The organism is Mycobacterium sp., assembly GCF_035274705.1.
Lineage (GTDB): Bacteria > Actinomycetota > Actinomycetes > Mycobacteriales > Mycobacteriaceae > Mycobacterium.
In genome coordinates this window covers 11,394-34,610 of sequence record NZ_DATENY010000121.1, presented here as the reverse complement: position 1 = coordinate 34,610, position 23,217 = coordinate 11,394, and the positions used below count along the sequence as shown (strand labels likewise).

The 23,217-nt window shown below is 66.1% G+C and carries 23 protein-coding genes and 1 pseudogene; 7 read left to right on the top strand and 17 right to left on the bottom strand.

The genetic code is table 11. From position 1 onward, the window contains the following. Positions 1-11: 11 nt before the first annotated feature. Together VJV41_RS25820 and VJV41_RS25815 are read right to left on the bottom strand one after the other, a co-directional pair. A complete protein-coding gene (locus tag VJV41_RS25820) occupies positions 12-1,025 on the bottom strand; it encodes a nitronate monooxygenase (protein WP_325338601.1) in 1,014 nt (337 codons plus the stop codon). A 35-nt stretch (positions 1,026-1,060) separates the two neighbouring features. Beyond that, on the bottom strand, positions 1,061-1,591 hold the full coding sequence (locus tag VJV41_RS25815) for a GNAT family N-acetyltransferase (protein ID WP_325338599.1): 531 nt from the start codon (positions 1,589-1,591) through the stop codon (positions 1,061-1,063). Between the two features lie 37 nt (positions 1,592-1,628). On the opposite strand from VJV41_RS25815, the pseudogene VJV41_RS25810 reads away from it, so the two are divergent. Continuing rightward, positions 1,629-1,721, top strand: a pseudogene (locus VJV41_RS25810) (VOC family protein); the annotation flags it as partial. A gap of 19 nt (positions 1,722-1,740) precedes the next feature. Continuing rightward, the gene (locus VJV41_RS25805; protein WP_414685058.1) at positions 1,741-1,839 is read left to right on the top strand and encodes a hypothetical protein; all 99 of its coding nucleotides are present in this window, start codon (positions 1,741-1,743) and stop codon (positions 1,837-1,839) included. A 46-nt stretch (positions 1,840-1,885) separates the two neighbouring features. Here the strand turns inward: VJV41_RS25805 and VJV41_RS25800 are convergent, their stop codons facing one another. From VJV41_RS25800 to VJV41_RS25770, 7 genes are all read right to left on the bottom strand, one after another. Then, a complete protein-coding gene (locus VJV41_RS25800; protein ID WP_325338597.1) occupies positions 1,886-3,205 on the bottom strand; it encodes a hypothetical protein in 1,320 nt (439 codons plus the stop codon). Positions 3,206-3,438: 233 nt separating this feature from the next. After that, positions 3,439-3,915 (bottom strand): RrF2 family transcriptional regulator, encoded by a 477-nt coding sequence (locus VJV41_RS25795; protein ID WP_325338595.1) that lies wholly within the window; start codon positions 3,913-3,915, stop codon positions 3,439-3,441. 9 nt (positions 3,916-3,924) lie between these two features. After that, positions 3,925-4,524: a cysteine hydrolase family protein gene (locus tag VJV41_RS25790; protein WP_325338594.1), complete on the bottom strand. Its 600-nt coding sequence runs from the start codon at positions 4,522-4,524 to the stop codon at positions 3,925-3,927. A gap of 10 nt (positions 4,525-4,534) precedes the next feature. Further along, positions 4,535-5,275: a 3'(2'),5'-bisphosphate nucleotidase CysQ gene (locus VJV41_RS25785; protein ID WP_325338592.1), complete on the bottom strand. Its 741-nt coding sequence runs from the start codon at positions 5,273-5,275 to the stop codon at positions 4,535-4,537. Further along, a complete protein-coding gene (gene cysC, locus VJV41_RS25780) occupies positions 5,272-7,116 on the bottom strand; it encodes an adenylyl-sulfate kinase (RefSeq protein WP_325338590.1) in 1,845 nt (614 codons plus the stop codon). The genes VJV41_RS25785 and cysC overlap by 4 nt, the downstream gene beginning before the upstream one ends. Further along, entirely contained in the window at positions 7,116-8,042 is a 927-nt protein-coding gene (gene cysD, locus VJV41_RS25775; protein WP_325338588.1) for a sulfate adenylyltransferase subunit CysD, read from the bottom strand. The genes cysC and cysD overlap by 1 nt, the downstream gene beginning before the upstream one ends. A 151-nt stretch (positions 8,043-8,193) precedes the next feature. Beyond that, positions 8,194-8,976: a DUF899 domain-containing protein gene (locus tag VJV41_RS25770; protein WP_325338586.1), complete on the bottom strand. Its 783-nt coding sequence runs from the start codon at positions 8,974-8,976 to the stop codon at positions 8,194-8,196. 191 nt (positions 8,977-9,167) lie between these two features. On the opposite strand from VJV41_RS25770, the gene VJV41_RS25765 reads away from it, so the two are divergent. Beyond that, a complete protein-coding gene (locus VJV41_RS25765; RefSeq protein WP_325338584.1) occupies positions 9,168-9,593 on the top strand; it encodes a PaaI family thioesterase in 426 nt (141 codons plus the stop codon). A gap of 85 nt (positions 9,594-9,678) precedes the next feature. Here VJV41_RS25765 and VJV41_RS25760 read toward each other — a convergent pair whose 3' ends face one another. The 6 genes from VJV41_RS25760 to VJV41_RS25735 all read right to left on the bottom strand — a co-directional run bounded on the left by VJV41_RS25760 (position 9,679) and on the right by VJV41_RS25735 (position 17,719). Then, a complete protein-coding gene (locus VJV41_RS25760; protein WP_325338583.1) occupies positions 9,679-10,170 on the bottom strand; it encodes a carbonic anhydrase in 492 nt (163 codons plus the stop codon). A gap of 98 nt (positions 10,171-10,268) precedes the next feature. Next, a complete protein-coding gene (locus tag VJV41_RS25755) occupies positions 10,269-12,203 on the bottom strand; it encodes a glycosyltransferase family 39 protein (RefSeq protein WP_325338582.1) in 1,935 nt (644 codons plus the stop codon). A 28-nt stretch (positions 12,204-12,231) separates the two neighbouring features. Then, on the bottom strand, positions 12,232-13,506 hold the full coding sequence (locus tag VJV41_RS25750; RefSeq protein ID WP_414685056.1) for a glycosyltransferase: 1,275 nt from the start codon (positions 13,504-13,506) through the stop codon (positions 12,232-12,234). A 47-nt stretch (positions 13,507-13,553) separates the two neighbouring features. Continuing rightward, complete coding sequence (locus tag VJV41_RS25745; protein WP_414685057.1) at positions 13,554-15,323, bottom strand: glycosyltransferase family 39 protein; 1,770 nt, start codon at positions 15,321-15,323, stop codon at positions 13,554-13,556. Between the two features lie 133 nt (positions 15,324-15,456). After that, positions 15,457-17,037 carry a HAMP domain-containing sensor histidine kinase gene (locus VJV41_RS25740; protein ID WP_325338577.1) on the bottom strand — a complete coding sequence of 527 codons (1,581 nt, stop codon included), beginning with the start codon at positions 17,035-17,037 and terminating at the stop codon, positions 15,457-15,459. Then, positions 17,015-17,719, bottom strand: coding sequence for a response regulator transcription factor (locus VJV41_RS25735; protein WP_325338627.1), 705 nt, complete (start codon positions 17,717-17,719; stop codon positions 17,015-17,017). The genes VJV41_RS25740 and VJV41_RS25735 overlap by 23 nt, the downstream gene beginning before the upstream one ends. Before the next feature lie 175 nt (positions 17,720-17,894). Here VJV41_RS25735 and VJV41_RS25730 point away from each other — a divergent pair, with 175 nt between their 5' ends. Then, positions 17,895-18,434, top strand: coding sequence for a hypothetical protein (locus tag VJV41_RS25730; protein ID WP_325338575.1), 540 nt, complete (start codon positions 17,895-17,897; stop codon positions 18,432-18,434). Between the two features lie 163 nt (positions 18,435-18,597). Here the strand turns inward: VJV41_RS25730 and VJV41_RS25725 are convergent, their stop codons facing one another. Together VJV41_RS25725 and VJV41_RS25720 are read right to left on the bottom strand one after the other, a co-directional pair. Continuing rightward, positions 18,598-18,840 (bottom strand): hypothetical protein, encoded by a 243-nt coding sequence (locus VJV41_RS25725; protein ID WP_325338573.1) that lies wholly within the window; start codon positions 18,838-18,840, stop codon positions 18,598-18,600. A gap of 165 nt (positions 18,841-19,005) precedes the next feature. Then, positions 19,006-19,266, bottom strand: a complete 261-nt coding sequence (locus tag VJV41_RS25720) for a hypothetical protein (RefSeq protein ID WP_325338571.1) — start codon at positions 19,264-19,266, stop codon at positions 19,006-19,008. A gap of 216 nt (positions 19,267-19,482) precedes the next feature. Here VJV41_RS25720 and VJV41_RS25715 point away from each other — a divergent pair, with 216 nt between their 5' ends. From VJV41_RS25715 to VJV41_RS25705, 3 genes are read left to right on the top strand one after another with little or no spacing between them, the layout of a single operon-like run. Then, positions 19,483-20,460, top strand: coding sequence for an ABC transporter permease (locus VJV41_RS25715; RefSeq protein WP_325338569.1), 978 nt, complete (start codon positions 19,483-19,485; stop codon positions 20,458-20,460). Next, a complete protein-coding gene (locus tag VJV41_RS25710) occupies positions 20,457-21,380 on the top strand; it encodes an ABC transporter permease (protein WP_325338568.1) in 924 nt (307 codons plus the stop codon). Before VJV41_RS25715 ends, VJV41_RS25710 begins: the two co-directional genes overlap by 4 nt. After that, positions 21,377-23,212 carry an ABC transporter ATP-binding protein gene (locus tag VJV41_RS25705; RefSeq protein WP_325338566.1) on the top strand — a complete coding sequence of 612 codons (1,836 nt, stop codon included), beginning with the start codon at positions 21,377-21,379 and terminating at the stop codon, positions 23,210-23,212. The genes VJV41_RS25710 and VJV41_RS25705 overlap by 4 nt, the downstream gene beginning before the upstream one ends. Positions 23,213-23,217 lie beyond the last annotated feature (5 nt).

The window sequence follows — 23,217 nt, the reverse complement described above, 5'->3', positions numbered from 1 at the left end:
AGGGTGTGCGCCTAGGTCAGCTGCCGCATGATCTCGGCCACCGGCCCCGACTGGGCCTTCTGCCATCCAGTGCCTGCCCACACGTTGACGCCGTGCGGATCGCCGGCGCGCACCGACGCGGCTCGCACCGGGCTGGTCAGCCAGTGAATCTCCGGATACCCGAACGGCGCATCGGCCTCGTGCTCGTCGATGAACCTGTTGCGCAAACCGCGAGCATAGCGGCCGGAAAACGCCCGCGTGACAAAGGTTTCGGTGAACTGCGGATCCTGCAGCGCAGCACGGTGCACCGGGCTGCTGCCCGCCTCGTCGGACAGCAGAAAGGCCGTACCGAGCTGGGCGGCAACCGCGCCCGCGCGCAATACCCGCGCGACGTCGTGGTCCGTCATCAGCCCACCCGCCGCCACGACCGGCACATCGACGGCAGCGATGACGTCGGCCAGCAGCTCGTCGAGCGGCTGCCTGGCCGGCTGGGCGGATGGGTCGAAGGTGCCGCGGTGCCCGCCCGCCGACGGGCCCTGCGCCGCCACGGCGTCCACACCGCGCGTGACGGCCGTGCGCGCCTCGTCCACGGTCGTCACGGTGCCCACGACGGTGATCCCGGCACCACGCAGCCGCCGGCATTCATCGGCGCTGGGCAGACCGAACGTGAACGACGCCACGTCGGGCCGCACGTCGAGCAGCACCTCGATCTTCGCTGCCCAGTGGTCGTCTTCGTATCGCGGCTCGCCCAGCTGTGCGCCGTAGCGCTCGGCCTCCGATGTCAGCGCCTTGGCGTACAGCTCGATTTCCTCGGGCGTGCCCGCACTGGGTTGGGGCACAAAAAGATTCGCACCTATTGGGCCGGACGCGAGGCGCTGCGCCGCCGCGAGGCGCTCGGCGAACACCTCAGCCGTCAGATAGCCCGCGGCAACGAACCCGAGCCCGCCGGCGTTGGTTCCCGCGGCCGCCAGTTCGGGCGTCGTCGGCCCACCCGCCATCGGCGCGACGATCACGGGTATTGCGAGATCACGTATGTCGAACGCCATCGGTCCTCCGTATCACCGTCACCTCAGCATCACCGTCACCTGAGCGCCGTGCCGAACAGCAGGCAGTCCTGCGGCTCGTCGCTGATGTTGGGCAGCACGGCGTAACGCACCAACCGACCCTCGAACGTCAGCCCGCTGCGTTCCAGCAGCCGCGCCGACGCCGTGTTGTCGACATGGCAGTGGGCGGTCACCCGGTACACGGTCCGGTCGCGCCCAGCCTTGTCGAGCAGCAGCTGCACCACCTCGGACATGATTCCCTGCCGCCACCATCGGCGTCCCAGGCAATAGCCGAAGTCGATGATGTGCGGCTGTGGCCGCCGCCACCCGCACAGCCCGATCGGGCCATCGCCGTCACGCAGCTCAATGAGCCAGGTCGTTTCACCACCGACGTTGAAGACCTCGGTGATGACACGACGGGTCTCTTCGACGTCAGGATGCGGGCGCCACGACATATAGCGCGACACTGCCGGATCCGAGGCGATCCGCTCGAATATGGCTTCTGCGTCGTCGAGCCGCGGTGCGCGCAGAATGACCCGCGGCCCCTCCAACACCTCGACTATCGACATTGCCGCCATGCTATCGACGGTGGTTGACTGGATTGACATGGTTATCACGTTCAACCACACCATCGTCGCCGCAAAGGACCGGCAACAGTCGGCCGAGTTCTTCACCGAACTCTTCGGCCTGCCGCCGGCGATTTCCACACGTAGAGGCGCTGTCCCGCGTCGCGATGCAGACGTCCGTTGAAGAGGACTTCGAGCGCGGGCTGCAGATGCTGCTCGACGGCATCGCCGGCCGAAGCGGATCGCTCTAAGCCATCGGCCTACAGCGATCCGTTTCCTCAGCCGTGCTGACCCGAATCAGGGCCCGACACGTGCGGCCGCCCGTCCCGCCGTCTGCGCCACCGTTTGCGAAACGGTCGATGCGATGTCGGAGAGCCCGACGAGGTACCCAGCGGTCGCGATTGTTCCGTTCGTAGCGAGCTGCGGCATACCATTCAGAAGCACGCCACCGCCGGCTAGCCGCGACATGTGGCTCGCGACGCCCGGACCCATTGCGTAGTTGGTCGAGAACGCCTGAGTACCGCGCGGATCATCCGGGCTCGGAAATCCATGCGGATCGTCGGGATCCGGCATTCCGCCGCCTTTGTCGTCCCCGCCGCCCGAGTTGTCGTCACCGCCGGAGTTGTCGCCGCCACCCGAATTGTCGCCGTTCTCGGGGTCGTCGGGCTCGCAAGTGCTCTTCTCGTCTTGTTGCGAGGAGCTCTGATCCCCTTGCTGCGAGGAGCCTTGGTCGTCGACGGGATCTTGGTACGGATCGCTCGTGCCGCCGGGCCCTGCGCCACCCGCACCGGAATACGAGCCCGCCTGAGGCCCGGTGTCGAACATCCCGCACAAGATTTCACCATCTGCCTTGCCTATTCGTTCCCCGATGAAGCCGCCAGCGGCACCGCCGGCTACGGCGCCCGGGCCCGACGGTGAACTGGCGCCCGCGCCGACCACCGCGCCACACACAGCGCCTACGAAAGCGAACACCGTCACGCAGACGCCGTCTCCGTCCTGCGCAATTCCCGCGTCGAGCGCAGAGACTCGGCCGGCGATCGCTTCGTACATATTGGCGCCGCCCACTACATTCGCGTTTGCGCCGCCGTGACCGAGGCTTGCGAGCCCCTTCTGGCCGAGGTACGCGACACGGTTTGTCGTCGTGTCGAACACGAGTGCGGCCTTACGGCCTCCACCGATGCGCGCCGGAGCGCCATGCGCCTTCCACAGCTTCTCCCCCCGCGCGACCAATTCCGGCTTGCCGAGCGAGGACGCGGTCACGATCGCGGTGAGAAACAACGACTCGAGACCATCGATGCGACCCAGCTTGGCCACGGCGTCAAAGATCGCGCCAACCGTCTGAAGCCGCGTTTGATCCGCAAGCGCAACGTAGCCACCGAGCGCCGATTCCAAGGCCATCCGATACGCGACCTTGGCCCGCTTGGGCGACAGTTTCTTTTCGTCGCGAGTGCCGACCGCACGATCGTGAAGCTGCTGAAGTCGGTGTAAGACGAATGCTGACGGATACGCCCAAAGGCGAATGGGGACGAACCTCATGTCACCCGTCGCGGTGATGATCGACGGGTGCGCAGAAGTCGTGACTTGTGCGTGTTGCGAGACCACGGTGGCTTTCGCCATGGTCAACATGGCCCCAGGGGCAGGAGCCTGTCCTGGGACGGAATTCTCATCTGAAGCGTGCATGGTAGGGCCTTTCGTCGCTGTCGGTTGCGGCCAAGTGGCTTGTCCCACTTGGCAAGGCCACGTTTGTCCTTCGACGCGACGGAGGCGCGAGTAGTCAACTACTCGAATTCGCTTGGCGCGCACCGCGTATACAGCCGGCACACAGCATTCAACAAGCTTCCGTACAGCTACTAGCCGCCAGAGTGGCCGCGCCGCTCCTCTTGGCTCCGATAGTCGTCGGCCATCTTGGCGACGTGCCCGGGCAACGCGCCGGACGCCACGTCGGCGAGGCTGGTCTCCTCGAGCACCGATCGCATGCTGGCCCGCAGTGCCCGCCATACGTCGGTCAGCGCCGCAGTCGGTCCCGAGTAGGGCAGGTCCCCCAGCCCGATGTCGCGAACGCTGGCAAGCGGGCCGTCGATGCAGCGCAGCACGTCGGCGATGCTGATATCTGCAGCGGGCCGGCCCAGCTCGTAGCCGCCGTCGCGGCCGCGGTGACTGCGCACCAGGCGGTCGGTGCGCAGGTCGGAAAGGATGTCGACAAGAAACTGCGGCGGAATGCCCTGCGCCTTGGCGATGTCGTCGGTCTTGACCAGGACGCCGTCGTCGATCGTGGCGAGCTGGACCATGGCCCGGACGGCATACTCCGCCTTGGCCGACATTCGCATGGGGCCAGGCTAGTCCGGTATATCGCCTGCGCCGCGCACCACCACGGCAAATAGGTCAGCGACCGCGGCGAGGCTCGCGCTCTGGACCGCCTCGGCGGGCACCACGGCGTCATTGAGTCCCGGCAGTGCGCGGGTCGCCGTCGCCGCCGCAACGACGGTCGGCGAGTAGCCAAGGTTGAAAGCCCCCCGCGCAGTCGAATTCACACACATGTGGGTCATGAAGCCCGCCAGCACAAGGTTCGACGCGTTGGCGGTCTTCAGCACATCGTCGAGATCGGTCTGCACGAACGAATTCGGATAGTTCTTCACCACCACCGGTTCTCCGTTGTGCGGAGCTACCCGCGACACGATCGCGCCACTCTCCCCCTCGATGTCGTATAGCGATCCTGGGCCGTCGTCGTGCTGGACGTGGATGATCGGGATGCCGGCCGAACGGGCACGGTCGAGCAGGATTTCGACCTCGTCCAACGCGGCCTGCACGCCCTCGAGCTCCATCACGCCGTGCGTGTAGGTGTTCTGGCAGTCGATCAGGATGAGCGTCGATTCGGCGAGGCTTACGGGCTGCTGTGGCAGATCGGCCAGGGCGCGCAGAGTGGTGGGTTCGGGCACGGTGCTGACACTACTGGGCACAGCTGCCGGTGACGGCGAGCACCGCGTCGGCGAACTCTGGGCGGCATACCACCAAGTCAGGCAGCAACGGGTCCGGTCGGTTGTAGACCAACGGCGAACCGTCGATGCGCGACGTGTGCAGCCCTGCTGCACGCGCGACCGCGACGGGCGCCGCGGAGTCCCACTCATACTGGCCGCCCGCGTGCACGTAAACATCGGACAAACCCTGCACGACGGACGCGACTTTCGCTCCGGCCGAACCCATTTCGACCAGGATGCCATTAAGCGCGTCACGTACCGCCAGGGCGATGGCAGGCGGCCGCGTACGCGACACCACGACCCGCGGCTTGTCTGCTGTGGCCGGCGGAGGGGTGACGCTCGGCGTTGCTAGCGTAATGCCTTGCGCCGGAAGGGCGACCGCTCCGGCGACGAGTTCACCCGCCTGCCATAGCGCGACGTGCACCGCCCAGTCTTCACGACCCAATTCGGAGAATTCACGCGTGCCGTCGAGCGGGTCGACGATCCACACCCGCTGGGCGGCGAGCCTGGCTGGGTTGTCGACGCCCTCTTCCGACAGCACCACATCGCCGGGTCGTTCGGTGGCTAGCGCCTCCATGAGGAAGTCGTGGGATCGCTTGTCCCCCGCAGCTTTCCGTTCAGCTTCGCTGGCATCAGTCAGTTCGGCGCGCACGTCGAGCAGCAGCTGGCCGGCCGCCGTCGCAAGGCGGGCGGCGACCTCGTGATCGCTCACCGCCTGCTTTCCAGCAGCTCGATCACCATGTCGGCGAGTTCTTCGGTAGAACGGTCCGGAGTCAGCCGTATGTCCGGATTCTTCGGCCGTTGATACGGGCTGTCGATCCCGGTGAAGTGCGTGATCTCACCGGATCGCGCCTTGGCGTACAACCCCTTCGGGTCACGGCGTTCGCAATCCTCCAGCGGGGTGTCGCAGAACACCTCGAAGAAGTCGAGGCCCGCTTCGGTGGTCACCTGCCGTGCCAACGCACGGTGCTCATCCAGCGGGCTGATCGCGGGAACCAACACGACCTGGCCGGAGTCGGCGAGAATGGCCGCGACGTGGGCCAGCCTGCGCTGGTTCTCGGCCCGGTCGGCCATCGAGAACCCGAGGTCGGCGTTGAGGCCATGGCGCAGGTTGTCCCCGTCGAGAACATAAGCGGGAATACCCTTTTCGAGCATCTTCTGCTCGACGAGCATTGCCACCGACGACTTGCCCGAACCCGATAACCCGGTGAACCACACGGTCCGGCCCTTCGACAGCCTGTCGTCGGCTTTACACAGCGACTCGTGGCGCACCGTGTTGGGGCTCGATGTGCGCGCGGTGACGAACGGCAGGATCATGCCGGCCGCAACCGTGCCGTTGGTGTGCGGGTCGATCAAGATGAACGAACCCGTCGCGGCGTTGCGGCTGTACTCGTCGAGCAGTAGCGGAACCTGCGTGCGCAGTGAAATACGGCCCAGCTCATTGAGTTTCAGAGCGGTCGCGGTCTTGTCGCGGTGCAGCGTGTTGACGTCGAGCCGGTAGTCGAGCGCGGTCACCTTGACCCGCGTGGTGCGGGTCGTGTGCTTGATGACATAGTCGCGACCCGGCTCCAGTGAGGCCGCGTCGGCCATCCAGCACACCGTGGCGTCGAACTCCTGTGCCACCCTCGGCTGATTGTTCGGCCGCGCGATCAGGTCACCGCGGGAGATGTCGATGTCGTCGGCGAGGCTGACCGACACCGCCATCGGCGGAAACGCTTCCTGAACGGGCCCGCTCGGGCCCTCGATCTCGATGATGCGGCTCGATTTGCCAGTGGGCAGGACGACGATCTCGTCACCGGGACGCATGACGCCGCTGGCGACGGTGCCCGCGTAGCTGCGGTGGTCGTGATGGTCGAGGGACTGCGGCCGGATCACGTACTGAACCGGGAACCGAACATCGACGAGGTTGCGATCGCCCGCGATGTACACCTCTTCGAGATGGGACAGCAGCGACGGTCCGTCGTACCACGGGGTGTTCTCCGACTTGGTGACGACGTTGTCGCCCAACAGCGCCGACAACGGAATCGTCGTCACATCATGGATGTCCAGTCGGGCCGCGAACTCGTGAAAGTCGTCGCGGATCTTCTCGAATTGCTCACGGTCCCAGCCGATCAGGTCCATCTTGTTGACCGCCAGCACGATGTGGCGGATGCCCAGCAGCGACGCCAGGAACGTGTGGCGGCGGGATTGCTCCAGCAGGCCGTTGCGGGCGTCGACCAGCACGATCGCCAGTTGCGCGGTCGAGGCACCGGTGACCATGTTGCGGGTGTACTGAACATGTCCCGGCGTGTCGGCGATGATGAATTTGCGCTTGGGCGTAGCGAAGTAGCGGTACGCCACGTCGATCGTGATGCCCTGCTCGCGTTCGGCGCGCAGGCCGTCGGTCACCAACGCCAGGTCGGTGTAGTCGTGTCCGCGCTCTTTCGAGGTGCGCTCCACGGAGGCCAGCTGATCTTCCATCACGGCCTTGGAGTCGTACAGCAGGCGGCCGATGAGCGTCGACTTCCCGTCGTCGACGGAGCCGGCCGTGGCCAGTCGCAGCAGCGTCGTCATCAGAAATAGCCCTCTCGCTTGCGGTCTTCCATACCGGCCTCGGAGATACGGTCGTCGGCGCGGGTCGCGCCGCGTTCGGTGAGCCGCGACACCGCGGTCTCGGCGATCACCTCGGACACAGTGCCCGCAAGGGATTCCACACAGCCGGTGCACGTGACGTCGCCGACAGTGCGGAACCGAACGGTCTTCTCGACGACCTCTTCGTCCTTGCGCGGCTGCAGGTATTTGTGCACCGCCAGGAGCATGCCGTCGCGCTCAAACACCTTGCGCGCGTGCGCGTAGTAGATGGACGGCAGCTTGATCTTCTCGGCGCCGATGTAGGACCAGATGTCGAATTCGGTCCAGTTCGACAGCGGGAAGACCCGGATGTGCTCGCCCTTGTTGTGCCGCCCGTTGTACAGGTTCCACAGCTCCGGCCGCTGCGCCTTGGGGTCCCACTGGCCGAACTCGTCGCGGAAGGAGAACACCCGCTCCTTGGCCCGCGCCTTCTCCTCGTCGCGGCGGGCACCGCCGAATGCGGCGTCGAATTTGTTCTCGCGGATCGCCCGCAGCAGCGTCACGGTCTGCAAAGGGTTGCGCGACGGGATGGTCTCGACCGCGCGTCCGGCGTCGATGTCGTCCTGCACTTTGGCGACGATCAGTCGAACCCCGTGTTCGGCAACCAACTCGTCGCGCGTCTGCAGCACTTCTTCGAAGTTGTGTCCGGTGTCGACGTGCATCACCGGGAGCGGCAGGCGGCCGGGCTGGAACGCCTTGAGCGCCAGATGCAGCATGACAATGGAGTCCTTGCCGCCGGAGAACAGCAGCACCGGCCGCTCGAACTCCGCGGCCACCTCCCGAATGATGTGGATGGCCTCGGCCTCCAGCGAGCGCAGATGGCTCAGCTCATAGCGGCCTGCCTGGTTCAGCTCCTGGGTGGCTGTCATCGCATCCCCGTAAAGTTGGTAGAAATGGTCAACTTTATCTGCATAACCTGATATGAAACCAGCCTGGGCCTGCGATGTCAACGCGCGAACGGCGAGCTCTTAGAGAGCGTCTGTGGACTTGACCTTTGCCGACACCGTCGACGACGGCGCGTCAGTGGGGGCCGCCTTGGCGGCCGAGGGTCTGCACCGGTGTCGCGCCGGGTCGGATCCATTGCGGCACAGGGCGACTGGTCGGGCCCCAGATGGGATTCCCGTCCGCGTCCGAACGCCAGTACCAGCAGGAGTGGCGCCCCTCGGGCCAACCCTCGGGCTTGTCCTCCCACGCTTCGCCGCGGCCATAAGGCGTCATGTCGAGCAGGCCCATGGACCCGTTGACCGGCTCGTTGCCACGCCCCGTCGTCGAGTAGGTGAGGAACGCGCGGTCGCCGTCGCGCAGATAGCAGGCGAGAGAACCCATACTGCGGCCGACCGGCGCCGCTGCACCCCGCACCGAGTACCAGGGCTGGGTGTAACCCATGAACTCGACGTAGGCGGCCACTTCGTCCCAGCGGCCCGTGGTCAGGATGGCGAACGAGACACCGCGGGCGTTGAGGTAGACAGCGTCCTTCAGGTGCCACGCCGTGGTGGTGCATCCCTCGCACTGCCCTTGGTGCGGCGCGCCGTCGTGCCACATGTGCTTGTAGACCACGAGCTCATCGCGACCACCGAACAGGTCCAGGAACGGGACCGGACCGTCAGGTCCGACGGCCTCGACCGTCCCGTCGAACTCCACCATCGGCAGCCGGCGGCGGGCCGCGGCCAGGGCGTCGCCCTCGCGGGTGTGGGCCTTCTCGCGGACCAGAAGCTCGTCACGGGCGGTCTGCCAGGTGGCCAGGTCGACGATGGGCGGGCGGCCGGGCAGCGCGGTGGTCGGGTCGTCCGGCGTCGTCGTCATGGTGTCCTCCGTGGTGTCTCGTGCCGGGCAGCGTCGTACGTCATACGACGGTCACCAAAACAGACTCGCGACCCGGCCGGAACTCATCGCGGCAGGGGCCCTCGGCTGACCCTGCACGGACCATGTCGGGCCGACAAGTTCACAGACGGGCTTACCTGTGGAGTAATTGATCCACTGCAGATACTGGAGCCATGTCCTCCCCCACACAGCCGCAGACCGGTGCCGACGTCATGGCGCAATTCATCCCGTCCTCGCCGTTCGTCGCCAAACTCGGCATCGTCGCCGAGGCCCTCGACGCCGACGAGGTGCGACTGCGGCTGCCGTGGGATCCGACCAACGTCACGATCGGCGACATGGTGCACGGCGGGGCGATCGCCGCGTTGGCAGACGTCGCGGTGATGGCCGCCGCGTGGACAGGTGCAGAGGTCCCGGACTCGCTGCGGGGCGTGACGACGTCGATGTCGATGCAGTTTCTCGCGCCCGCCCGCGCGACCGACCTGATCGCGATCGGACGGGTATTGCGCCGCGGCAAGACGCTGGTGAACTGCGACGTCGACGTCGTCACGCCGGCGGGCGAAGCGGTCGCCAAGGCGATCGCGACGTACAAAGTCGGCTGAGCGCCAGTGATTCTCCGACGTGCCCACCTGTGAGCATGGGTGGTGGTTCGAAAAGCCGTTGTGCCGCCTGGTGAATGAGGCGCTCCTAGAGCTTCACCTCGTTGAGCCGGCCGGTCGCGACGTCGAAGATGAACCCCCGCAGGGATTCGTGCTTGGTGACGAACGGGCTGGCCTCGATGCGGCGCAGCGACTGACGCACATCTACTGCTAGATCGGTGAACGCCTCAGCCGCCCATTCCGGCTTGATGCCGGTTTCGTCCTGGATGGCGCGCTTGAACTCATCGTCGGTGAAAGTCAGCATGCCGCAATCAGTGTGGTGGATCAGGATGATCTCCTTGGTGCCGAGCAACCGCTGACTGATGACCAGCGAGCGGATCTCGTCGTCAGTGATGACGCCGCCGGCGTTGCGGATGACGTGCGCCTCGCCGTCGCCCAGGCCAAGGATGCGGTAGACGTCGAGCCGGGCGTCCATGCACGCCACCACGGCAACGTGCTTGCTCGGCGGCAGCGGCAGCGGGCCTTTGAATGTGCTGGCGTACGCCTCGTTGTTCTTCAGATACTCGTCGGTCACGGACATGGGGACCTCCTCGATGGCCTGACGCGACGATAGCCCCGACAACGGTCGATGTGGCTATAGAAAATCAACGCGAATAGATAGCGACGGCGCCCTACAGCTCACCGTATTTGGGTCAAGTCGTAGACGCTGGTGCCGCCGACATTGACTGCAGTGAAGTTCCGCTCCACCCACGCCGTGATCTCGCTCGCGGTACCCGATTTGCCTCCCGGCGGGCCTTGGCGATTACCGGGGATGAAGTACCGCACCTGCCCCTCGGTGACATACGTCTGGAACTGTGCGAGCGTCGGCGAGTTGTCCGAGCCGCTGAACCCGCCGATCGCCATGATCGGCGCGCCGGTCTTGAGCTCGAAACTGCCCGCGGTGAACGAGCCGACAGTGGCTGCCGCCCAGCGGTTGTCCGCACCCTCGACCAGCTGGGCCAGCGCCGCGTTGTCGGCTTGAGCACCTCCCGGTCCGCCACCGCCCGGCCCTCCTCCAGGTCCGCCCGGGCCGGCACCGAACCCGCCTTCGCGGGCCGGACCCGACGTGGTGCCGGGGCCGCTGTGTGAGTGCATGACGTTGTCGATCGCGAACGCCGTCGGCGCGGCAAGCCCGAAAAGTGCCGCGGCGATGGCTACTACGGCCGTCAACCAGCCGAGCTTGTGCGCACCGACCGCCAGCACGGACGCGACGACGACGGATCCGGCCAGCACAATCCAGCGCAACGCAGGCAGCCAGTCCGACGTCCGGTCGAGCAGGATGAACGCCCACACACCAGTCGTCGCGGCCATCGCCGCGAGCACGATTCGCGATGTCAGAAAGTCCTTGCCGCGCCACAGCTCTCGCGCCGCAATTCCGACGAGTGCCGCGATGGCGGGAGCCAGCGCCACCGTGTAATACGGGTGAATCGTGCCGTCCATGAAGCTGAACACCGCGCCGGTCACCACCGCCCAACCGCCCCACAGCAGCAGGCTTGCACGAACGGTTCCAGTTCGCGAAGTGCGCCGGGTGAACCACAACCCCGCGAGGAGACCGATCAGTGCCGCAGGCAACAGCCAGGACGCCTCGACACCCATCGACTGACCGAACAGCCGATAGATGCCAGGTTCACCGCCGAAGAACAGGTTGCCACCGCCGTGCCCGCCACCGCTGGGGCCGCCTCCGCCGGAACCACTACGGCCGGCGATGCGGTCAATCCCGTTGTAGCCCAACGCCAGCTGCAGCAGACTGTTATCGGTCGAACCGCCGATATAAGGCCGCGAGTTCGCGGGCCACAAGCTGACCAGTGCGATGTAACAGCCTGCCGAAACGATCATCGCCACGGCGCCGACGAGCAGTTTCCCGATGCGCTTCCACAGCCCGACAGGCGCCGCGACCAGGAACACCAGCGCGAAAGCCGGAACGACCAGGACCGCCTGCAGCATCTTCGTCAAGAACGCAAACCCGACGGCGCAGCCTGCCAACGCGATCCAGCGGGTGCTCGCCGTCTCGGTCGCCCGCACCACACAGTAGGCGGCAGCCACCAGCAGCAGCACCAACAAGGCATCCGGGTTGTTGAACCGGAACATCAGCGCCGCCACCGGCGTCAGCGCCAGGACAGCGCCGGCGATCAGGCCTGCCGCAGGGCCGCTACTGCGGCGAACCGTCGCGTACAGCAGCGCGACGGTGCCGACGCCCATCAACGCCTGCGGTAGCAGCATGGTGAACGCGCTGAAGCCGAACAGTCTGCCGGACAACGCCATTACCCACATCGCCGCGGGTGGCTTGTCGACCGTGATGGCGTTGCCGGAGTCCAGCGAGCCGAACAGCCACGCTTTCCAGCTTTGCGTGCCTGCCTGCGCCGCGGCCGCGTAGTACTCGTTGGCCCAGCCGGACGAACCGAGGCCCCACAGGTACAGCACGGCGGTGGCCGCCAACAACGTCAGCAACGCGGGTCGAACCCAGCGCGGCTGGGACCCGTCGCCGAAAACCAGGCGGCTGAGCCTGCCTTCTTGGCCAGGTGGATCCTGCGGCGCGTCGCTCAAGTGCGACCGCGCGTCTGCAGTGATCGTCATCAATCGATTCCTTTGTGTTGAAGGGAAGTCAGCGGGACCGGCCCGGGTGAAATACCCAGCCGCGCAGCAGCACGAACCGCACCGCGGTTGCCACGAGGTTGGCGAGCACCAGCACCGCGAGCTCGACCAGGTGATGCGGTTGGCCGACGACGGCATGCAACACGCCGAGCGCACCGCTGGTGATGGCCAGTGCGATCGCGAACACGATGAGGCCCTCGACGTGATGACGGCCGGCATCCGATCGGCCCCCCACACCGAAGGTGAACCGCCGGTTGGCGGCTGTATTGCCGATCGCGGTGAGCAGCAGCGCGATCAGGTTGGCCGCCTGCGCTCCGGCCCAGCCCTGCATGATCATGAACAGCGCCACGTAGGCGGCGGTCGACACGACGCCGATGGCGCCGAACCGGACGGCTTGGCGGAACAACGACCCGGGCGCGGCCGAGCGTTTCGACGAACCCAGCTGTGCCGCAATCATGTTCACCGGTATCGAGCCGTTGGCGAAGCCCCGGAGCAGCCGGCCGATGCCTTTGAGGTCAGCAGTCGCTGTCGCCACGATGTCGACCCGGCTGTCCGGGTCGTCGACCCAGTCCACCGGAACCTCGTGGATGCGCAGGCCGCTGCGCTCCGCCAGGACCAGCAGCTCGGTATCGAAGAACCATCCGGTATCGCTGACATGCGGCAGCAAGCGCTGCGCGACGTCGGCGCGGATCGCCTTGAATCCACACTGCGCGTCAGAAAACCTAGCGGCCAGAGCGGATTTCAGGATGAGGTTGTAACAGCGGGAGATGATTTCCCGCTTGGGTCCGCGCACCACTCGGGCACCGCGGCCCAGCCGAGTGCCGATCGCGAGGTCGGAGTGACCGGAGATGAGGGGCGCGACCAGCGGCGCGAGCGCGGCGAGGTCCGTGGACAGGTCGACGTCCATGTATGCAAGCACCGGCGCATCCGACGTGGACCACACGGCGCGCAGCGCACGGCCGCGGCCCTTCTCCTCGAGCCGGACCACCCGAACGTCGGTGAGTTCGGCTGCCAGTTCGGCCGCGATCCGGGGCGTGTCGTCGACGCTGGCGTTATCGGCGATCGTGATCCGTGCCGGAAAGGGGAGGTGGTCCCGAAGGTGACGGTGCAACCGGTGCACCGAATCCGCGAGGGCGGCTTGCTCGTTGTACACCGGGACCACCACGTCCAGCACGGGCACTCCTGCGGCGCGGGCCGCGAGCGCGGCGTTCGGCCGTGATTCGAAGTGGGTGCGGTGCCGCCAGGTGGTGTCGCGCTCGAGGACGATGTCTGTCATAACACTCATGGTCGAGGTGCAGCTTGTGTTACCCGTTGGCTGAAGCTATGCCTCAGCTATGAGTTGCGACCCGGCTGCGTGAGGTCGTAGACGAGCACGCGATCGACGGTTTGCGGGGTGTAGTGGGTTTCCACCCAGTCGGCGATGTCGGCGGCCTCATGGCTACCGGTCCCGCCGCCGCCCCAGCGGCCGAAGTTCATCGTGCCGCGGATGAAGTAGTGGATCTGCCGCTGAGCGACATAGGCTTTGAACTGGTCGAGTGTCGGTGACGGGTCGGTGCCGTTGAACCCACCGATCGCCATGACCGGTGCGCCGCTGGCCAATTGATAGCCCGCTGCGTTGTTGGAGCCCACCACGGCCGCGGTCCAGGTGAAGTCGGTTGCATTTGCGCTCAGCGTGGCCGTCAGCGCCTGACCGGGCTTCGGGGAGTCCAGCAGTCCGCCCGGCCCGGCGAAACCGTGGCCCGACGGCCCGACCGACGGTATCGCGCCGCTGTGCGGGGCGGCCGTTGTCGCGATCGAATAGGCCGCGGGCGCGGCCAGACACGCCACGACGGCGACCCCGGCCACCGCGCGTGCGACCGGTTTTGTCAGCCGTCCGGCCACGAGGAGCAATGCGGCTGCCCCCACTCCCCCGACCGCGACGGCCGCGCGCAGCCACGGCATCCACTCGCCGTTGCGCGCCAGCAGCACCGCAGCCAGAATGGCGGTGACCAAGACTGCGCCAGACAGCGCCGTCGCCGCCCAAAGGTCGGTTCGCTTGCGCCACAACAGGGTTGCGCAGATACCGATGCCAGCGCCGATCGCCGGTGCGAGCGCAACAGTGTAGTACGAATGCAATATGCCGTTGGCGAAGCTGAACACCACCGCCGTGATCGCCAGCCAGCCGCCCCAGAGGATCAACGCGGCCCGTGTCGCATCGGTCCGTTGTGGGCGGCGGGTGATGACGAATCCCGCCGTGATACAGATGATCGCCGCGGGCAGCAACCATGCGATGTCCTGACCCATACTGTTGCCGAACAGGCGGCCCCAGCCGACGTCGAAGTTGAGGTTGCCAAGGCCGCCGGGCTCGTTACCGGTCAAACGACCGAAGCCGTTGTAGCCCAAGGCTAGTTCGACGATGCTGTTGTGCTGTGAGCCGCCTATGTAGGGGCGCGCCGACACCGGCCACATCTCGACGAGCGCCAGATACCAACCAGCGGAAGCCACGACGGCTGCGGTCGCTGCGAGCACGTCAACCACTCGGCGCCCCAGCGGCCGGTGACCCGCCACCAGATACGCTGCGGCGAAGCCGGGCAACACCAGAAAGGCCTGCAGCATCTTGGCGAGGAATCCGAAGCCGACGGCGATGCCCGCAGCGATCAACCACCAACGGCTGGCATCCTTTTCACACGCTCGCTGCACGCAATACGCGGCGGCCACCAGCATTAGCACCAACAGGGCGTCGGGATTGTTGAACCGGAACATCAACGCCGCCACCGGCGTCAGTGCGAGCACCGCCCCGGCCAGCAGCCCCGCGCCTGGCCCGCTGACCCTTCGGACCGCGGCGTAGAGCAGTGCGACCGCGCCGACGCCCTCCAGCGCCTGCGGCACGAGGACACTCCACGGATTCAGGCCGAACAGCCGCACCGAGACGTCAATGATCCACAGCGCCGCGGGTGTCTTGTCGACGGTGATGGCGTTGGCTGCATCACTGGAGCCGAACAACATCGCGGTCCAGTCGCTCGCACCAGCTTGCGCCGCCGCCGAGTAGAACGCGTTGGCCCATCCGCTTGCCGACAGGTTCCACAGGTACAGCACGGCAGTCGCGACGAGCAGCACGCCCAATCCCACGCGCGAGCAGACGGAAAGTGCCCCAAAACCCCGGCGTGTCGGGGGCCTTTGCGTTCCCCCGCTGGCGCGTGGGCCCAGCTCAACGGGAAAAACCAGGGTCGGCACCCCAAGAGTTTCGTTGAGCGGGCTAGGTGGTGGATTTGGATTCGCTGTGGCTCGCCTGTGAATCGGCCGGAAGCTTCACCACGAACTCCGTCTTCCCCGCCACGCTTTGCACGTCGATGGTGCCGTGGTGGGCCCTGACGACAGCGGCGACGATCGCCAGGCCCAACCCTGTGCTGCCGCCGCGGCGGGACCGCGACGAATCACCGCGGGCGAACCGCTCGAAGATCTCCGGTCGCAGCCACTCAGGTATGCCGGGACCGTCGTCTGCGACCGTCAGCACGGCACAGCCGGCGTCGTCGACAGCAAGCGATGTGGTGACCGACGTGCCTGGCGGCGTGTGAGTCCGGGCATTGGCAAGCAGATTCGCCAGCACCTGATGCAGTCGGGCTTCGTCGCCGACCACGACGACCGGCTCGTCGGGCAGGTCCAGCGACCACTGATGGTCCGGGCCCGCCACGTGCGCGTCGCTGGCAGCGTCCACCACAAGACGGGACAGGTCCACGGGCTTGCGCTCCAACGGCCGACCGGTGTCGAGCCGTGCGAGCAGCAACATGTCCTCGACGAGGTGCGTCATCCGTTCGGTCTCAGATTCCACACGGCTCATCGCGTGCGCGACGTCGTCGGGCAGGTCATCCCGTTTACGTTGGGCCAGTTCGGTATAGCCACGAATCGCGGCAAGCGGCGTGCGCAACTCATGACTGGCGTCGGCAACGAACTGACGAATGCGCGTCTCACTGGCATGCCGCGCCGACAGCGCGCCCGCGATGCGGTCCAGCATGCGGTTCAGCGCGGAACCGAGCTGGCCTATTTCGGTATGCGCGGCAGCCGGGTCCACCTTGACGATCGGCGTGGGCAAGCGCACCTCACCCGTATCGAGTTCGAGGTCGGCCACCTGCCTGGCCGCATCGGAAACCTTTGCGAGCGGGGCGAGTTGGCGGCGGATGATCAGAATGCCTGCTGTGGTTCCGCCGATCAGCGCGGTGGCCCCGACCACGCAGAAGATCACTGCCACCGACAGCAAGGTGTCGTCCACGTCGGAGGTTGGCAACCCGGTCACGATGGTCTCGCCGGGGCCCCCGCGTGCGTGCATGGCGATGACGCGGTAGCGACCAAGCCCGTCGAGTTCCACCGTTGTCGGCTTGTCGTTAGGCGTGACGGCCGCGAGCTGTTGCGCTGCGGCCGAACTGATTTCGGTCTGGGTGCCGTCAGCGGTGATGACTCCGGCGTCGACGGGTGTGCCGTGCGAGACCACCGCACCAACCGTTCGCGCTGCCTGCCCGGGCGCGTTCAGGAAGGCAGGGCCGGGTCCGAAGTCGTTGCGAATGATGACGCGTCGCGGAAATCCCGGCGCGCCCGGGAAGCCGGGCGGCGGCGGAGGCCCGAACTCGAATATGCCCACCGATCGATGGCTGGTTTCGGCAAGCCGATCGTCAAGTTGGTCGGTCAAAAAGCTTTGCAGCGCAAGCTCGGTACCCACTCCGATCGCCGCGCACACCAATGCGAGCAGAACGATTTGGGTGGCAAGCAGTCGTGCCCGCAGCGACCATGTGCGCGGTGAACGAATCCGGCTGCGGCCAACCTCAGCGTGCTGGCTTGAGGACATATCCGGCACCGCGCAGCGTGTGGATCATCGGCTCGCGTCCGCTGTCGATCTTCTTGCGCAGATAGGAGACGTACAACTCGACGATGTTGGACCGGCCGCCGAAGTCATAGCTCCACACCCGATCGAGAATCTGTGCCTTGCTCAGCACGCGTTTGGCATTGCGCATCATGAACCGCAGCAGCTCGAACTCGGTCGCCGTCAGCGAGACCACGTCGCCGCCGCGGGTGACCTCGTGGCTGTCCTCGTCGAGCACCAGATCGCCGACCACAATCTTGGCCCCGCCGGTTTCGCTCGTCACGCCGGTGCGCCGCAGTAGCGCGCGCAAGCGCAGCACCACTTCTTCGAGACTGAACGGCTTGGTGACGTAGTCGTCGCCGCCGGCGGTCAGACCAGCGATGCGGTCCTCGACGGAATCCTTCGCGGTCAGCAGCAGCAGCGGCAGGCCGGGGATCTGTTCGCGCAGCTTGTGCAGGACGTCAAGCCCACTCATGTCCGGCAGCATCACGTCGAGGACGACGACGTCGGGCGGGGTCTCCCGGGCCGACGCGATGGCAGAAGCGCCGTCGCCCGCCGTGGCGATCTCCCAGCCCTCGTATCGAAGTGCCATCGAAACGAGCTCGGCCAGCACGGGTTCGTCGTCGACGACGAGGACATGAATCGGATTGCCATCGGCCCTGCGCATGACGACGCGCGCGGGATCGCTGTCATTGACGGGACCGGCCACGGCCTCATTATTCGGGCTGGCAGTGGGCACCGACTGTGCTTTTTCTATGTGTTGGCTGAGAAGACCCGTGGACATACCCAACCCTGAACTGACACACAGCCAACACACATCTAGCGCTTGCAGTGTGGTCGGCATGACCACCGATCAGTTAGCAACAGAAGAGCCGGTCTGGGGTGCACCGGACCCCTCACCTCGGCGATGGGGCATGCGCGAGACCGCGGTAGCCGTCGGCGTGGCCGCAGTGATCGCCGGGCTCGGCGGCGCCGCGATCTACGCCGCGACCGAGGGAAATTCCCATTCCCTGGGCGGGGCCCATCAGCCCTTTGGCGGCGGCCCCGGCGGACCAGGTGGTCAACGGTCCGGACCCGGCGGGGCCGTGAGCGGGCCGGGCACGTTTGGCCCGCCGTCGCTACACGGCGAATTCGTCGCGGCTGACCACGCGGGCGGCTACACCACGGAGTTGACTCAGTCCGGCACGGTGACTGCCATTTCACCGGAATCCGTCACCGTGCGCAGCGAAGACGGTTTCAGTCAGACCTACGTCATCCCGCCGACAGCAAGCAGCGCCCAAGCACCGTTCGCGGTCAACGACGAGGTGATCGTCCGCGCGACACGTACGGGTCAGACGGCCACAGTGTCCAACATCAGTCCAGGTGGGCCGCCGCACCACTAGCCGCTACGGGGTCGCGAATCCCGAAGGTGTCGTCGCCGTGACCATTCGGTCTCTGGTTAGCCGTCTCACCTCGCGGGACGGCCCCTCGAACAGTTCACGAGGGGTCGGCCGTCGACCCCTCGTCTGCCTGGGTAACCGAAGCGGTCAGAGGTGAAACGCGGCGCTAGGAGCCGGCGCCCCCGAAGGGCGTGGCCTTGACCGCAGGTACCGCAACCGTGGTCTCAGGCGTGGCCGGCGGGGTTTCCTGAGTGCTCGTGGCGCCCACGGTCATCCCCGAGCTGGTTACCGTGGCCGGGCCCGCCTGTTCGTGGGTGATCGCCATGGTCAGCGCACCCATCGCCACCACGGCGCAGCCGCCGATCACGGCCGCCAGCATCTTCACATTGGTTCGCCTGGTTTCATTCACTGCGTTTGCTCCGTTCTGTCATGAGTCGGTTCGAGCGGCGAACCGACAAACGTGCAGGTGGGAGCTAGTGAATGCGACGAAACTGTGAAAACCCTGGATTGGACGTGCGAAGTACCTAGGTGGGCGCTGGCACGCGCTCACCCGTGAAATATGGCGAACCGAAGGCTATGGCGCGGCAGGCCCCTGCTCTTCGGTCGGCAGTGCGGCCGGGCCCTTCAGCGCCGGCGCCGCCATCGTCGTCGCCTCGACGGCCGATGGTGTCGTCTCGGTGGACGTCGAACCGATCGTCATGGTCGTCGACTTGGCGGCATCGGCAGGGCCGGCTTCTTGAACGACGGCCACGGTCATCGCACCCATGGCTATCGCGGCACTGCCGCCGATGACCGCGCCGAGCAGTTTCACGTTGTTGCGCTTAGGAGAATCCATGTTTGGAACACCACACTTCCTGATGTTTGTCGATGCCGCCGCGACGGCGAGGCGACCCGGTAAACCTGCAGGTGAAACTGATTCAACGCCCCGAAACTGGAAACGGGCTTAAGCGCCGGTAGGAATTCTCTAGCCACGCCGCAGCTGCAAGAACCGGCCACTGCGGAGCCCATCTCATACCCTGTGCGTCATGCAGGCCGCTCCGGGACGTCGCCCATGACGCGATTCCTAATGGGGCGGCTACTGAACTACATCGTGCTGCTGGCGGTGGCCTCGTTCCTGACGTTCTCCTTGGCCTCGCATCAGTTCAAACCGCTCGACAGCCTGTTGCAGCGCAATCCGCGGCCCCCGCAGGCCGTGATCGACGCCAAGTCCGCCGAGCTGGGTCTCGACAAGCCAATACCGATCCGCTACGGACACTGGGTCGCGGGAGTGGTGCATGGTGACTTCGGCACCACCATCGGCGGACAACCAGTGACCGATGAGTTGTGGCGGCGCATCGGCGTCAGCCTGCGCTTGTTGGTCATCGGCTCAGTCCTTGGCACCGTGATTGGCGTCGTCGTCGGCGCGTGGGGTGCGATCCGGCAGTACCACCTGTCCGATCGCGTCATCACCGTCTTGTCGCTATTGGTGATCAGCACCCCGGTATTCGTGATCGCCAACCTGCTGATCCTCGCCGCACTTCGGGTCAACTCGGTGCTCGGCGTGCAGTTGTTCGAGTACACCGGCGAGACCTCACCTGATGCGATCGGAGGGGCCTGGAACCAATTCGTCGATCGCGTACAGCATTTGGTCCTGCCAACGTTCACGCTGGCGCTGGGCGCCATCGCCGGCTACAGCCGGTATCAACGAAACGCGATGCTCGACGTGCTCGGCCAAGATTTCATCCGCACGGCGCGTGCCAAGGGACTGACCCGGCGCCACGCACTGTTCAAACACGGGCTGCGCACCGCGCTGATCCCGATGGCCACGCTGTTCGCCTACAGCGTCGCCGGTCTGTTCACCGGTGCGGTATTCACCGAGAAGATCTTCGGCTGGCACGGCGTAGGCGAGTGGTTCATTCAAGGCGTCGCGACCCAAGACACAAACATCGTCGCGGCGATCACGCTCTTTTCCGGTGTGATGATCCTGATGGCCGGGCTGCTGTCCGATGTTATCTACGCCGCGCTCGATCCAAGGGTTCGAGTGCGATGAGCGAACCGGTCACCACAGACACCACAACAACCGCCAAATCAGGGGTCGACGTCGCCCGGTTCGCATCGCGTCGCGCGCTCGTGCGCCGCCGATTCATGCGCAACAAGCCGGCCGTGGTCTCACTGCTACTGCTGGTTGCGCTGTTCATCGCCTGCTACGCACTGCCACCGACACTCCCCTACAGCTACACCGATCTCGACTTTTACTCGCTGCAGCAGCCGCCGACCACCGACCACTGGTTCGGCACCAACGCGCTGGGCCAGGACCTGCTCGCCCAAACCCTGCGCGGCATGCAGAAATCCATGCTGATCGGCGTCTGTGTGGCACTCATCTCCACAATCATCGCCGCGACAGTGGGAACGATCGCGGGCTACTTCGGCGGCTGGCGCGATCGCACCCTGATGTGGATCGTCGATCTCATGCTCGTAGTGCCCAGCTTTCTGCTCATCACAATCGTGGTGCAGCGGACGAAGGGCAACATCGTCTGGCTGATCGTCCTGCTGGCCGCGTTCAGCTGGATGATCAGCTCCCGCATCGTGCGCGGCATGACAATGAGTCTGCGCGAGCGCGAATTCGTCGCGGCCGCACGGTATATGGGCGTGAGCAGCTGGCGGACCATCGTGCGCCACATCCTGCCGAACGTCGCGTCCATCATCATCATCGACACTGCACTGAACGTCGGCGTTGCGGTGCTCGCCGAAACGGGCTTGAGCTTCTTGGGTTTCGGCATCCAGCCACCCGATGTGTCACTCGGGACACTGATCGCCGACGGCACCAAATCGGTGACGACGTTCCCGTGGGTGTTCCTGTTCCCAGCCGGTGTGCTCGTGCTGATCATCCTGTGCTCGAACCTCGTCGGCGACGGCCTGCGTGACGCGCTGGATCCCAGCGCCCGGCCGCTGCGGAGGCGCCGCAAGTGAGTTTAATATCGGTGACCGACCTGGCCGTAACCTTCCCGACCGATACCGAGCGGGTAAATGCGGTGCGCGGCATGAACTTTGACGTCGGCACGGGCGAGGTCGTCGCGCTCGTCGGTGAATCCGGCTCGGGCAAGTCCGCCACCGCGATGGCGATCACCGGGCTGCTGCCCGAATACGCCGAAGTGTCCGGGTCGATTCGGCTGAATGGCGACGAACTGCTGGGATTGTCGGACAACCAGATGTCGCAAATCCGTGGCAAGTCCATCGGCATGGTGTTCCAAGACCCGATGTCGGCGCTCACACCTGTCTACACCGCCGGCGATCAGATCGCCGAGGCGCTGGAGGTTCACCACCGCGGCATCGGCAAGCGTGCCGCCCGCGCCCGCGCAGTCGAACTACTCGAACTCGTCGGCATCGCCCAGCCCGAACGCCGGGCCCGCTCCTTCCCACACGAACTCTCCGGTGGAGAACGCCAACGCGTCGTCATCGCGATCGCCATCGCCAACGACCCCGACCTGATCATCTGCGACGAGCCGACGACCGCCTTGGATGTCACGGTGCAGGCGCAGATCCTCGAGGTACTCAAGAAGGCGCGCGACGTCACAGGGGCGGGTGTGCTGATCATCACCCACGATCTAGGAGTGGTCGCCGAATTCGCCGACCGCGCATTGGTGATGTACGCGGGCCGCGCTGTGGAGACAGCGGATGTCGACGTGCTGTACCGCGACCGCCGAATGCCTTACACCGCAGGGCTACTCGGATCCGTGCCGCGGCTGGACGCAGCGCAAGGGGCGCGGCTCGTACCGATACCGGGGGCGCCGCCGTCGATGGCGGCGCTGCCTGCCGGTTGCCCGTTCGCGCCGCGCTGCCCGCTCGCGATCGACGCCTGCCGTGCCGCGGAGCCGGAACTGCTCGAAGTCGTCACCGGACACCGCGCGGCATGCATCCGCACAGACCAGGTGGTGGGCCGGAGCGCAGCGGAGATCTACGGCGTGTCCACCGAGCCGCCGGCAGTAGCGCCGGACGCCGACGGCCCATTAGTGCTGCGGGTGCAGGATCTGACGAAAACGTACAAGCTGACGAAGGGCGTCGTGTTGCGCCGGCAGGTCGGCGAGGTGCGTGCGGTCGACGGTGTCAGCTTCGAGCTGCAGCAGGGCCGCACGCTCGGCATCGTCGGCGAATCGGGGTCGGGCAAGTCGACGACACTGCACCAGATCCTGGAGTTGTCGGCGCCGCAGTCGGGTTCGATTGAGGTGCTCGGCGCCGACGTCGCGGCGCTTGACCGGCGTGCCCGACGCGCGCTGCGCGGCGACCTGCAGGTGGTGTTCCAGGACCCGGTCGCGTCGCTTGATCCGCGGCTGCCGGTGTTCGACGTTCTAGCCGAACCGTTGCAGGCCAACGGCTTTGACAAGACCCGCACCGATGAGCGGGTGGCCGAGCTCCTGGGCATCGTGGGGCTGCGCCGCGAGGATGCCAGCCGGTATCCGGCCGAGTTCTCCGGCGGACAGAAGCAGCGCATCGGTATCGCGCGGGCGCTGGCACTACAGCCGAAGATCCTGGCCCTTGATGAGCCGGTGTCGGCACTGGACGTGTCGATTCAGGCAGGCATCATCAACCTGCTACTGGACCTGCAGGAGCAGTTCGGCTTGTCCTATCTATTCGTGTCGCACGACCTGTCGGTCGTCAAACATCTCGCCCACCGAGTGGCGGTGATGTACAAGGGCAAGATCGTCGAGCATGGTGACGGCGATCAGGTGTTCACGCACCCGCAGCACAAATACACCCGCCGGTTGCTTGCCGCAGTACCGCAACCCGACCCGAATCGCAGGTAACGTCT